At 41.5% G+C, this 13986-nt stretch carries 8 protein-coding genes; all 8 read left to right on the forward strand.

The annotated features are described in order from the left end of the window. The first annotated feature begins 10 nt into the window (after positions 1-10). The 8 genes from Bovatus_RS21780 (at position 11) to Bovatus_RS21815 (ending at position 13957) form a co-directional block, all read left to right on the forward strand. Positions 11-3151, forward strand: coding sequence for a SusC/RagA family TonB-linked outer membrane protein (locus Bovatus_RS21780; protein WP_004301631.1), 3141 nt, complete (start codon positions 11-13; stop codon positions 3149-3151). Between the two features lie 2 nt (positions 3152-3153). Continuing rightward, positions 3154-4827: a RagB/SusD family nutrient uptake outer membrane protein gene (locus tag Bovatus_RS21785; protein WP_004301633.1), complete on the forward strand. Its 1674-nt coding sequence runs from the start codon at positions 3154-3156 to the stop codon at positions 4825-4827. A 123-nt stretch (positions 4828-4950) separates the two neighbouring features. Further along, positions 4951-7062: a hypothetical protein gene (locus tag Bovatus_RS21790; RefSeq protein ID WP_004301639.1), complete on the forward strand. Its 2112-nt coding sequence runs from the start codon at positions 4951-4953 to the stop codon at positions 7060-7062. A 16-nt stretch (positions 7063-7078) separates the two neighbouring features. Next, positions 7079-10342, forward strand: a complete 3264-nt coding sequence (locus tag Bovatus_RS21795; RefSeq protein ID WP_004301641.1) for a DUF4450 domain-containing protein — start codon at positions 7079-7081, stop codon at positions 10340-10342. Between the two features lie 35 nt (positions 10343-10377). Continuing rightward, on the forward strand, positions 10378-11787 hold the full coding sequence (locus tag Bovatus_RS21800) for a glycoside hydrolase family 28 protein (protein WP_004301643.1): 1410 nt from the start codon (positions 10378-10380) through the stop codon (positions 11785-11787). 32 nt (positions 11788-11819) lie between these two features. After that, positions 11820-12200 carry a hypothetical protein gene (locus Bovatus_RS21805; RefSeq protein WP_004301645.1) on the forward strand — a complete coding sequence of 127 codons (381 nt, stop codon included), beginning with the start codon at positions 11820-11822 and terminating at the stop codon, positions 12198-12200. Between the two features lie 150 nt (positions 12201-12350). Beyond that, positions 12351-13691, forward strand: coding sequence for a radical SAM/SPASM domain-containing protein (locus tag Bovatus_RS21810; protein WP_004301647.1), 1341 nt, complete (start codon positions 12351-12353; stop codon positions 13689-13691). A gap of 23 nt (positions 13692-13714) precedes the next feature. Beyond that, positions 13715-13957 carry a hypothetical protein gene (locus Bovatus_RS21815; RefSeq protein WP_004301649.1) on the forward strand — a complete coding sequence of 81 codons (243 nt, stop codon included), beginning with the start codon at positions 13715-13717 and terminating at the stop codon, positions 13955-13957. Positions 13958-13986 lie beyond the last annotated feature (29 nt).

The following is a 13986-nucleotide window of genomic DNA, read 5'->3' on the forward strand; positions in this document are numbered from 1 at the left end:
TAAAGACAAAATGAAAAAGATACAAATTTTATTTTTCACTTTTCTGCTTTGCCTTTTTGCAGCCGATGTATGTGCGCAGAAACAGGACAAGGTAAGCGGAAAAATCCTATCTTCTCTCAATACTCCGGTGAAGGGAGCGGTAGTGTCCGTTACAGGAAGTGAAGATGTGACCACAGATGAAAACGGAGTATTCCAAACTGAATGTAAGGATCTGAAGAAAGCGTGGATTTCTGTCTGGGCGGTAGGCTACTACACGGTTCGTCAGGCATTGGACGGACGGAAGGATATCAACATCATCCTGATTCCCGAATCTAAATATAAATATAATGAGACAACGGTTTTGCCTTTTCGGGTTGAAACGAATGAAGTCACTACTTCGGCAGAGAACATCACTAAAAAGGATTTCACGCCTGCCAGCATGAATATTGACCGTGCGTTAGCCGGTCAGATCGCCGGTTTACAGGTCACTCGCGGCAGTGGTATGCCGGGGGAAGGAAGCTATATGAATCTGCGCGGTGTGCGTTCATTTGTCGGTAACAACGCTCCGCTAGTGATTATCAATGGCATTCCTTATATTCCTGACGTGCACAATTCGCAGATGATCAACGGATATAGTCGAAATATTTTTCAAGCCTATAATATCAATGATATTCAGAACATCACTGTTTTAAAGGGTGCGGAAGCTGCTATCTATGGTTCGATGGGTGCCAATGGCGTTATTCTGATAGAAACCGACGGTGCTACTTCAGACAATATGAACACGGAAATCAGTTATTACGGACAGTTCGGAATGAGTTGGAATGATAAACGTATACCGCTTTTGTCTGGTATCGATTATAAGTCGTTCCTGTCTGACATGGGTATGAATTACTATGGAAATATGGAGAACTTTTTCAATAATTTCCCGTTCATGAATGATGCAGAAGGCAAAAACGGTTACCTTTACAACAACAATACCAACTGGCAGGATGAACTCTACCGGAATGGATTCGTCACAGACAATTTGTTCCGTATAGAAGGTGGTGACAATATTGCCAAGTACGACTTGTCATTGGGTTACGCCAACGAACAGGGGATACTGAAAAGTACGAAGCAAGACCGTTATCACACGCAATTAAACGGTAACTTCCTCGTAAGCAAGAACTTTGAAGTGTATGCCACTATCGGTCTGGCTTATATGAACGGTCATTTCCAAGAACAGGGAATGTCCCGGCATACCAACCCGATTTTGGCAGCCTATGCGCAATCACCTTTGCTTGCTCCTTACCAGAAAACGTCCAATGGTGACTTTACTCCTCTTTATTCATCTTATTATTATGGTATCTGTCAGGATTTGACTTTTGCAGTCAGTAACCCTGTCGCCATCGTGAACGAAGTGGACGCTAACAACCGTCAATATGATGTCAATATCAAAGCCGGATTCAACTATCGGATTATTCCCGGACTGTCTGTCGACGGTGTATTTGGCATTTATTATAACTATAACAAAGAGCACATCTTCATGCCGGGTGTAAGCGATCCGGTTATTGTTCCCGCTATTGACACTTACGGTGAACAGAAGAACGTCGTGCGCGAAGGAGTGGCGGAAACGCAGAACTACTTCTATAACCTGAATGCCCGTTTCAACAAAGTGTTCAGTAACAGACACGTCCTTAACGCAATGGCGGGATGCCAAGTGCTGACTACGCAGAACGAACTTGATGGAGCTTTTGCCCGTAATACGACAAACGACTTTTATCAAGTATTAAATTCTGCCAATAAGGTGGGTTCTTATTTCGACGGTTATCTGGCAAAATGGAACTGGATGAACATCTTTGCCCATGCCGACTATACGTATAACAATCTTTTGAATGTTTCTGCAAATATGTCTGTCGACGGTTCTTCTGCCAATGGAAAATATACCAATCGTTTCCGTGTATATCCGTCTGCCGGATTGACATGGATGGCAAAGAATATGTCTTTCCTGATTGACAAGGATTGGGTTAACCGTCTGGAGCTCCGTGCCGAATATAGTGTTACCGGCAACAGCCGTTTCTCTTCCAATTATGGCAGAAATTACTATAGCAGTTTGCCGTACATGGCAGTATCCGGCATTGTGCGGACACAAATCCCGAATACACACCTGAAACCGGAAGTGACCACACAGATGAACTTGAGCTTGGACGCCGCTTTCTTGAGAAACCGCATCAGTTTGGGAGTTGATTATTATCGGGGCAGAAGCAAGGATGTAATCATGAATGTCAACACTTCAGCCGTTTACGGTACTTCCGGCTATTATACCAACTGTGCAAAAATCGACAACAAAGGGGTAGAACTCTCCTTCCAGGCTTCTTTAATCCATCTGCGCGATTTCGAATGGATTGTGGGAGGAAATATCGCGTTCACCGACAATAAGATCAAGTCTTTAGGCGGATATGACCAAAAGACATTGGAATATAGCGATGGCGCCACAGTGGTCAGTCGTGTAGGTGGAAGCCCGTACGAATTCTACGGATTACAGGCCGACGGAGTCTATGCCACTCAAGCCGAAGCTGACAAAGCCAATTTGGTCAACAGCAGTATGCAGGCATATCAAGCCGGTGACGTGCGTTTCATTGACCAGAATAACGACGGACGTATTGACATAAAAGACCGTATATCTTTGGGAAGCGCCGCTCCCGATTATTTCGGAGGCTTTTACACTAACTTCCGCTACCGGCATTTCGCACTGTCCGCAGAATTTGCATACTCTAAAGGAAACAAAGCATACAATGCCGTAAGACGTACTTTGGAATCGGCTTCTTCTTTTTCTAACCAGAGCGTTGCCGTCAGTAATCGTTGGAGCGTGGAAGGGCAAGTGACTGATATGCCTCGTGCAACCTTCGGAGACGCTATCGGCAATAACAACTTCTCTTCACGTTGGATAGAGGATGCTTCTTATCTGCGTATAAAGAATATCACATTGAGCTACAACTTTGATAAACCGATATGGAACTTCTTCCGCTCCGGAACGATCTACGTAACCGGTGAAAACTTGCTGACAGCTACCAAATATTTAGGATTGGATCCTGAATTTGCTTATTCGTCTAGCGACAACGCAACACAAGGATTCGATTATGCGAAAGTAATGCAACCAAAATCCGTTAAACTGGGTATAAACTTGAAATTCTAATTATGAAGATGAAAAAAATAATACTGAATGTCGCATTGGTCTTTGCAGCTGCTGTAATGGGTAGCTGTGACAGCTTCTTTGAAGTAGATACGGATGACACGTTGGACGGCAGCGAATATATTTCTGAAGAGAGCGAAATGTATTCGGGGTATATGGGTATCATGGCAAAGATGCAGGCTGTCGGTGACAAGGCAATTTACTTGAATGAACTAAGGGGGGAACTGGTAGAACCCACCTCAACCGCTCCCACAGAATTGTATAGCTTGTACAATTATGATGATGATCTGGAAGGAAACTCGTATGCGAATCCTGCTGGATATTATGAGATAATCAATGCGTGCAACGACTATCTTCGGAAGTTACAGACATACAAGGAGAGCAATTCAATAGATATGACCCGCTATAAAGCTTTGGTCAGCAGTACGTTGCGTATAAAAGCATGGACTTTTATGACGATTGCCAAGATTTATGGTAAAGTCGTATGGGTGGACAAACCGATGGATTCATTAAGGGATCTTTCCAAATTCAAGACTTTGGAATTGGATGATGTCATGGCAGCCTGCAAAAATCTGCTGGACATTGGTTTTGATGATGTAGACGGAACATACGAGACTGCTTGGAAAGACTGGGTGGATCCGGATACAGAACTTGCAAACAGTGAATACCGTCGTTGGGATATGATGACGCCTCCTTACTATGCCGTATATGCGGAAATCTGCTTGTGGATGGGTAAATACCAGAAATGTATTGATCTGATACAAGGTGAAATGAATAGAAGATACCAACAGAGTCAGAACCAGTCTATCGCCTATCTGCGTAACGCCCAATTGCTGGGACAATGGGGAAAGTTCTTTAATTACGAGACTCCTTACGATTATGAGTCGGTATCTGCTGTTATGTACAACTATCAGAATAAGCAGACAAACAGTCTGTTAAAACATTTTGATTCCGATTACCCCAATAAGTTCTGGCTTGCTCCTGCTGAAAAAGCGATGGAACGCTTCTCGGATAAAGACTTCGACCCGATAGGTGCCAACGAAGAAGATTTCAGGAAAACCTATACTTTCAAGGTATACAATGGCAAGTGGGTTATCAGCAAATTCCGTCCGCCCTATAATCCGGTGCGTGCCGCTTATCGCGATGACGTGTTTGTCTATTTGTACCGTGGTGCAGAACTTTATCTCATGATGGCGGAAGCGTTCAACCAACTCGGCAAGAAGAATGCCGTTGATGCATTGATAAATACCGGTGTTGAAGGTTATGTGGATGAATTCGAGAGAAATGCGGATGGAGTTCTTTCCGGAACATGGAACGGCTTTACTCCCCACTGGACCAGTTTGAAAACTGTATATAAACTGGCAAACGGAACGACGAGTATTACTAACCGTGCTTATGGAGATAACGGCTTGCGTGGAACTGCCAAAACCAATATGGGCTCTCGGTCATTCACCAATGATATCAAAAGCAATGATGAGGAACTGTTGAAGGAAATGATGCTGGAAATGGCTTGTGAAGGAAAGGTTTATCCAGCTATGATCCGTATGGCGAAACGTTATAATGACAACAGTATTATGGCAAAATATATTTGCGAGAAATATGAAGGCAAGGGGAATGTTGCCGCTATCCGTGAAAAGATCATGAATGGAGACTATTTCATCAAATGGAATTTAAAATAAAATTTCCTGAATAATCCACTGACATGGATTAAGTAAAATATGGGTGACGCGGGTTTTTGAATGAGAATCCGCGTCATTTGTTTCAAATATAAATACTTTTGTAAATAACAATAATAAAGAATCATGAAAACATTCGCAGTATCTATTGCAGTACTTTTTATTTGGACAGCTTGCGGAGATGGAAATCAGCCGATAATTGACCGCGAGGCATTAGTAGAAAGGAATAGTCCTGTTGTGACGGCATTCGATTCATTAGCTTCACTTTCTGTAGGAAATGGAGAGTTTGCTTATACGGTAGACATAACCGGATTACAGACGTTTCCGGACAATTATAAAAAAGGAGTTCCATTGGGAACGCAAAGCCAGTGGGGCTGGCATAGCTTCGCCAATCCGGACCGGCTTACTCCGGAAGAAACCCTGAAAGAATACGATTTTGGCAGGGGAAAGAAAGAACTTTACGCTACTCAATTCAAAGAAGAAGGCAGACAGCAGGATGCCGCTAATTGGTTTCGTGTCAATCCGCATCGTCTTCATTTAGGAATTGTCGGTTTTGACGTGGAAGAAGGTACGGATATTGAACAGGTAACTGACGTTCATCAGAAACTTTGCTTGTGGGATGGAAAAATCGAAAGTCGGTTTAAATTAAACGGTGAAGATTATCAAGTGGAGACAGTCTGCCATCCTTCTAATGATATGATTGCTGCAAATATTACCTCTAAGGCGCATACCGGGATTTGTTTTCGTTTTCCGTATCCTACGGGCGCTCATTGTGATGATGCATGTAATTGGGAAGCCATTGATAAACATACAACGGCTATTGTTACTCAAAATGAATCTTCCGCAGTTTTGAAACATACTTTAGATAGCACAGAGTATTTCGTAACTTTGTATTGGGAAGGGAAGGCTACTTTCAATGAGAAAGCAAAACATTATTTTGTCCTGACTCCGATGGACGATCATTTAGCTTTTACATGTGCTTTTACTAGTACAGCTCCTTCAACGCAGCCTGTTACTGTAGCACAAACTCAAGAAGAAGCAAAAAACTATTGGAACTCGTTTTGGAAGGAAGGCGCAGCTGTTGACTTTTCGGCATGTACAGACCCACGGGCCAAAGAACTGGAACGACGTGTGGTACTTAGCCAATATTTGCTTGCTATTCAGAGCGCAGGTACTACTCCTCCGCAAGAGACGGGGCTTACCTATAATTCGTGGTTTGGCAAATTCCATCTTGAAATGATCTGGTGGCACGAGGCTCAATTTGCTCTTTGGAATCGTAGCAACTTACTTGACCGTACATTAGGCTGGTATGAAAAGGCTGAACCGATAGCGCGTCAAATAGCCCAAAGACAAGGGTTTGATGGTGTTCGCTGGATGAAAATGACCGATCCTTCAGGAACAGAAGCCCCTTCCAAAGTAGGAAGTTTTCTGATTTGGCAACAACCTCATTTAATTTATTTGGCAGAATTACTTTATCGTGCTGATCCGACTAAAGAAGTATTGGAGAAATATAATCGTTTGGTACAGGAGACTGCAGAATTTATGTACTCTTTTGCTACATACGATGAACTGGAAGGACGTTACGTATTGAAAGGTGCCATTCCTGCACAAGAAACGTTGCGTGCTGCAGAAACAATTAATCCTCCTTTTGAACTTTCTTACTGGCATTTTGCCATGCAGACCGCTCAACAATGGCGTGAACGTATGGGACAGCAACGTAGTCTGGAATGGGATGAAATGATCGACAAACTTTCCCCTTTAGCATCTAATAATGAAGGACTTTATCTGGCTGCTGAAACAGCCATAGATACTTATAAAGATATTCGTTATACTTCCGACCACATGGCAGTATTAGGGGCAGTCGGTATTCTTCCGATGAATAAACTTATCCGGGAAGATTATATGAAAAATACATTGCACTGGATTTGGGATAACTGGAATTGGGGTAAAACCTGGGGATGGGATTATCCGATGACGGCTATGAATGCTGCCCGTTTGGGTGAACCGGAAAAGGCCGTCGGAGCTTTACTGATGGATAAACGCACAAACACATACTTGCCGAATGGTCATAATTATCAGGACGGTCGTTTACGTATTTATTTACCGGGTAATGGCGGCTTGCTGACTGCTATTGCGATGATGTGTGCCGGTTGGGACGGATGTACGGAGATTAATCCGGGATTTCCGAAAGATGGAACTTGGAATGTCCGTTGGGAAGGATTGAAGCCATTACCATAATCAAACACAAAAAAATATGAGTTATTTTCATCTGAATCTTATTTTAAAAGGAAAGCTGACAGTTTGTTGCCTCTTGATGTTGCCGGCGATACCATTAAATGCTCAAAGAGAGGCAAAGCAGATCGGTGACTTTAAAGAATCCATCTCCTTGAATGAACATCTGCGAGGTACAAAAAGGACGTTGCAATATCGTCCCGATGGTGATGAGTTTGTTTGTGTCAATGGTAAGAATCGGTATACCCGTGCTTTGTACGGTAGTCACAGTCCCTTTCGTGTAGAAACAAGTGACCGGCCGGTTTTTGCTTTTTATAATAACGGACGCGGAGGAAATATAAGTTTCAAAGTCATTCTTCGTGACGGAACAGAATTGGCGCTTGACTGCACCGGGCATTGTGAATCCCGTTATTCGGCTGGAAAACGTACCTATTATTTGACAGACCCGTCTTGGGGAAAAGGAGAACTGCGTATTTCTGTATTGGCATTAGCCGATATGGATGGAGCTATTTGGCGTTTTTCTCCTTCGAATATGCCTAAAGGAGCTATACTTCGTTGGCAACATGGGGGAGCTACCGGAAAACGTTTGAGTCGTAATGGAGATATGGGGGTAGATCCGGCTGATTGCTTCGAACTTCCTGCCGAAGCGACTGACCTTGTCACAGGTGAACTTTCTTTGCAGAAAGAAGTATACTTGGTACGTGGGGAGGTTCCCGAAGGCTATAATGTCCGTAAACTTTATCAACAAGCGGAGGCAGCCTCTATGGCGTTGGCTTCTCATTTGAAGATAGAAACACCGGACCCTTATTTGAACACGTTGGGTGGTGCATTGGTCGCAGCTGCCGATGGAATCTGGGACGGACAGGCTTGGTTGCACGGTGCTATTGGCTGGCGTATGCCGTTAAGTGGGTGGAGGGCCGGATATACTGGTGATGCTTTAGGTTGGCATGACCGGGCACGGACTCATTTTGATGCTTATGCAGCCAGTCAGGTGACTGATGTCCCGAATACAATACCTCATCCGGCACAAGATTCTACAATGAATCTGGCGCGTTCGGAAAAACGTTGGGGAACTCCTCAATATAGCAATGGGTATATTTGCCGGAATCCTGAACGTAACAACCAGATGCACCACTATGACATGAATCTTTGTTACATGGATGAATTGTTATGGCACTTCAACTGGACGGGAGATACTGCGTATGTCCGCAAAATGTGGCCTGTGATTACCCGCCATCTAGCTTGGGAAAAATTAAATTATGATCCGGACAATGATGGTTTATATGATGCATACGCTTGTATTTGGGCAAGTGATGCGCTTTACTACAACAGTGGCGCGGTCACCCATTCGTCGGCTTATAACTACCGTGCCAATAAAATGGCAGCTTTTCTTGCTTCTTTGATAGGCGAAGATCCTTCACCTTATCAGAACGAAGCCGAGCAAATATTGAAAGCGATGAATAAGCGTCTTTGGATGCAGGGCAAAGGTTGTTGGGCGGAATATCAGGATTTTATGGGACATCGCCGGCTTCACGAAAGTCCGGGATTATGGACTATATACCATGCACTCGATAGCGACGTTGCTGATCCTTTTCAAGCTTATCAGGCTACACGGTATGTTGATACGGAAATACCACATATCCCCGTGTATGCCGATGGACTGGAAGAGGGGTATGCAACGATTGCCACTACCAATTGGTTACCTTATTCCTGGAGTATCAATAATGTGGCTTTCGCAGAGGTAATGCATACAGCTTTGGCCTATTTCCAGGCAGGACGTCCGGAGGAAGCATATCGATTGATGAAAAGTTCATTTCTGGATGGCATGTACTTAGGTAACAGTCCCGGCAATTTGGGGCAAGTCAGCTTTTATGATGCTGCCCGTGGAGAGTGTTATCGTGACTTTGGAGATCCGATAGGGGTAGCTTCCCGATTACTGGTACAAGGATTGTATGGCATTTTACCCGATGTATTGAACGGGAAGATGGTGATTCGTCCGGGATTTCCCGCAGGATGGTCAAAAGCTTCTATTTCTTTGCCTGACATAACCTATCACTTTGTCAGGGAGAAAGATACAGATATTTACCGGATAGAGCAACGTTTTAAGGCACCTTTGGCATTGACATTACAAGTGAATGTCGGGAGAGAAAGGATTCATTCTGTGAAAGTAAATGGGAAAGAAGTTGACTGGAGCTTTGCGGAAGCTGCTTCCGGTTATCCGGTGGTTGTTATTCCTGCTTCTTCTGCCAAAAAAGCAATTGTCGAAATTGTGTGGGAAGGAAACTGTCTGAATCCGGTTTTGCCTGAAAGACAGGCGGAGGCTTTAGCGGAGATCCGTGTTCCATCCATTTTAGGGGCGGTATTCGGTGAAATATATGATCCGCAGGGAGTGCTGATACAGCCGAATGTTAGTGATACATTAATAAAAAGTAAGGTCAATGATCATTTGGGGCATCATACATTCTTTGTTCGCATGAAACAAGGACAGATGGAATGGTGGCAGCCTGTAAACGTACAGATTACAAAATCGGAAAAATCACCGGTCATTCTTCCTTTCTCACAGGTAAATACGTCAGAGTGCCGGATGATGAATATGGATTCTTTGTTCAATGCGAATGTGACTGATATTTTCCGGAATGAGTATCTGACACCCCGTTCGCCTTATACCACTTTACAACTTCCTGTTCAGGGCATTGGCGAGTGGTGCCATCCTAAATTAACTGCTGATATTGATGATGCAGGTTTGCGTGCCTTGGTACGTGATGAGATGCTGACTACCAAACTGGGTGTGCCGTTCCGAACATTGGCTCAAGGAAGCAATATTGCTTTTACTTCGTTGTGGGATAATTATCCCGACAGTTTAAGTATTCCGCTTTCCGGTCGGGCTTCTCATGCCTATTTAATGATGGCAGGCAGTACCAACCACATGCAGTGTCGCATTGCTAATGGTATTGTTCGTGTATACTATACAGATGGAACTTCTGATGTATTGGAATTAGTGAATCCGGATAACTGGTGTCCTATTGAGCAGGATTTCTATGTTGATGGTCAGGCATTCACCGTTGTTTCTCCCCGTCCTTATCGCATTCATTTTAAGACGGGTTTGGTTAGCAATGATTTGGGAAAGGACTTAGGCATAAAGGGTGTTTATGGACGTTCCATCGAGGGAGGAGCAGGTGTACTTTTGGACATGCCTCTGAATCCTTCCAAAGAGTTAAGTCATCTGACGTTGGAAACACTTTCAAACGATGTTGTTATCGGTCTGATGGGAGTTACATTGCAATAAAATAAAAATAACATATTAATAAAAGGATAAGAATTATGATGAGAAGAACTATTAATTTACTACTGATGTTGCTTTTTGTGGCAGAGGTAACATCTGCGAATACTGTTGATTTTGATAAAGCATTTAAAGAAAGCGCCCGTATCGAAAAACAGATTAAACGGACCTCTTTTCCGAAACGAACATTTCTTATAACTGATTTTGGAGCAAAAACGGATGATGAGGCTAATCCTTGCCATGAAGCCATTAATCAGGCTATTCTACAGTGCAGTCTGTCAGGAGGTGGCACAGTAATTGTTCCTAAAGGTACTTTCTATACCGGACCTATTACTCTAAAGAGCAATGTGAATTTCCATCTCGAAGAGGGAGCTGTTTTGAAATTCTCTACAGATCAAAGCCTTTATTTTCCTGCAGTTTTAACTCGTTGGGAAGGAATTGATTGCTATAATGCTCACCCCTTGATTTATGCTTATGGTGAAAGCAATATTGCCATAACCGGAAAAGGTATTATCGATGGACAAGGTAGCATGGAAACTTGGTGGCCGATGTGTGGAGCCGTAAAGTATGGTTGGAAAGAAGGCATGGTGGCTCAACGCAATGGAGGTCGTGAACGTCTGTTGATGTATGGTGAAACATCGACTCCTGTGTACAAACGTCTGATGAGGCCGGAAGATGGTATGCGTCCGCAGCTATTGAACTTACATTCCTGCCACACCATCTTGATTGAAGGTGTTACTTTGTTAAATTCTCCATTTTGGGTGATTCATCCTCTTTTCTGCGAGAGCTTGATTGTTAGCGGAGTGACTGTTTTCAATCGTGGACCTAACGGAGACGGATGTGATCCTGAATCTTGTAAGAATGTGTTGATTGAGAATTGTACATTTGATACGGGTGATGATTGTATTGCCATTAAATCAGGACGTAATGAAGACGGGCGTAAATGGAATATTCCCAGTGAGAATATTATTGTACGCGGTTGTATGATGAAGAATGGACATGGAGGAGTCGTGATCGGCAGTGAGATTTCGGGTGGTTACCGCAATTTGTTTGTAGAAGACTGCCGGATGGATAGCCCGAATCTGGATCGTGTCATTCGTATTAAGACGAGCACTTGCCGCGGAGGACTTATAGAAAATGTATATGTACGCAATGTGACGGTAGGACAATGTCGTGAAGCTGTACTTCGCATCAATCTGCAATATGAGAATCGGGAGAAATGTAAGAGAGGGTTTGACCCGATTGTCCGTAATGTGCATTTGAAGAATGTAACTTGTGAGAAGAGTAAATTAGGTGTGCTTATTATCGGATTGGAGGATGATAAACATGTATATAATATCAGTGTAGAGGATTCTCATTTTAATAATGTAGCCAAAGGAGCAAATGATATTAAAGGGGCAAAAGATGTTACTTTTAAGAACCTTTATATCAATGGTGAATTGGTGAAATAGGGTATAATTGTAGTAATTTAGAATATCCGAATATGAATGAAAAAGAAGATTTAGAAGAACTCCAATGTTTTGTTTCAAATATACAGAATGATTGGAAAACAGCTTATGATGCACAAATTTATATCACATCTCTGTCTGTAATAAGTAATCATGATTGGAATAAATTAGAACTTTGGATAAATCTTCATCAGGATGGTTTTATCTATAAGTTAAGACATTATTATCCTGCACTTTCGGAAGACGATATACATATCATTCTTTTATTACGTATTGATTTTAATAATGCTCAAATTTCAGAGTTGTTTCATGTTTTAGAGAGTTCTTTTAGAATACGGCGTAGTAGATTGAAGAAAAAAATGAATGTTGCTTGTGAATCTATTACAGATTTTGTCAAATCATTGTATTTAGAATAATTCTCTTTTTTATAGTAAAACCATATATAAATGTGTGTATAAGTAAATGTATACGCATTTGTATATGGTTAATATTTTTCTCTTAACTTAGAAATGTATTCTTTTGCAACAAATTATCATTGAAAAACATTTTTCATTCATACTAATATTATGGAAAAATACAGATTATCATCGTATGCAATATCGATAGAATTAGAAAGTGAACCTGACGATAGCCTATTAATACATGGCTATACCGGTGCTATAGATTTAATAGATAAGTCCATAGTAAGGTTTCTGATAGAAAATCCTTATTTTGATAGGGCTGTGCTACCTTGTGAAGAAAGTACAAAAGATACTCTTGAAAAAAGAGGATATATCACTTTACAAACAGAAGATGAAGAAAAAGAATACTTTAAACGTTTAGCAACAGCACTTTTTAGAAAAGAAAGTATGCTACGTAAAGGTTTTACTTTTCTAATTACCTATGATTGTAACTTTCGTTGTCCTTATTGCTTTGAAAAAGATATTCAGAAAGATGGAACAGCGTTCACCAAAGAGATGGTAGATAAAGCCTATCAAGCTATATTACAGATAGCACCAGACGAAAGACTACGCTCAAGGTCAATAACCTTGTATGGCGGTGAGCCTTTATTAAAGAGAAATAAGAATATTATATCTTATATTATTGAACAGGGTAAAGAATTAGGATTTAAGTTTTCTGCTATCTCTAATGGTTATGACCTGAAATATTATGAAGATCTTCTCTCGCCGGAAGATATTAGCTTTATTCAGATAACGATAGACGGCATTAGAGAACGTCATAATCAACGTCGTATTCATTATCAAGGATACCCTACATTTGATACGATTGTAGAAAATATTGGAATTGCTTTGAATAAAGGAGTTGCTATTTCAGTTAGAGTGAATGCTGATCGAAACAATATAGAAGATTTAGAGGGATTACAAACGATTTTTTGTGATTTGGGCTATACAGAGAACCCTTTATTTTCTATAAACTCTGCATTATTAAGAAATTATTCCGATAGTACAGAAAAAGCCTATCAATACTTCTCACAGAAAGATTTTATAGAATGGCATAAAAAACATGGCTTGGAATCTACTTGCCAAGATTATGGAGTATATCGTAGAATTCATGCAGCGATAAAACAAGGTAAACCTCTATCTTTTCGTTCTACTTTTTGTAGTGCTCAAACGGGTGGATTTGTGTTTGATCCATTTGGTAGAATTTATACATGCTGGGAGACTGTGAATCAAAAAGAACATTGTATAGGTAATTATTCTTTGAATAATGATATTGTTTGGAATGAGCAAGTCGAAGAACGTTGGAGAAAGACCTATCTTTTGGAGAATGCTATATGCGCAAGCTGTAAATACGCATTACTGTGTGGCGGTGGATGTCCGGCACAAAACTTACAGAAACATCGTTGTACGCATATGGAGGATATAGTTCATAATGCTGCGAATAAGGCTTATTTAAGCATTAAATAAAATATTAATTAAAATTTATTTTTATGGAACAAAATGAGAAAAAAGAACTACGTTCTTTGAATGTAGAGTTGCCAACTCTTTATGTTGAAGAATTGGAACAGCGGTTAGAAACCGATCCGTTGGCTATCGGTGGATTACTATCTGGAGATTTTGATGGAGTTGAAGCATATTCTTGTGGTAAAGATTGCGATGAATTTACTTGTGACGTTCATTGCGATGACCATTGTTCAGAGCATTGTGGAAGATTTCATTGTTCGGTAGATTAGGTAATTCCGTAATGAATTAAAGCTAATTA

Origin of the sequence: Bacteroides ovatus (assembly GCF_001314995.1) — a bacterium.
GTDB lineage: Bacteria > Bacteroidota > Bacteroidia > Bacteroidales > Bacteroidaceae > Bacteroides > Bacteroides ovatus.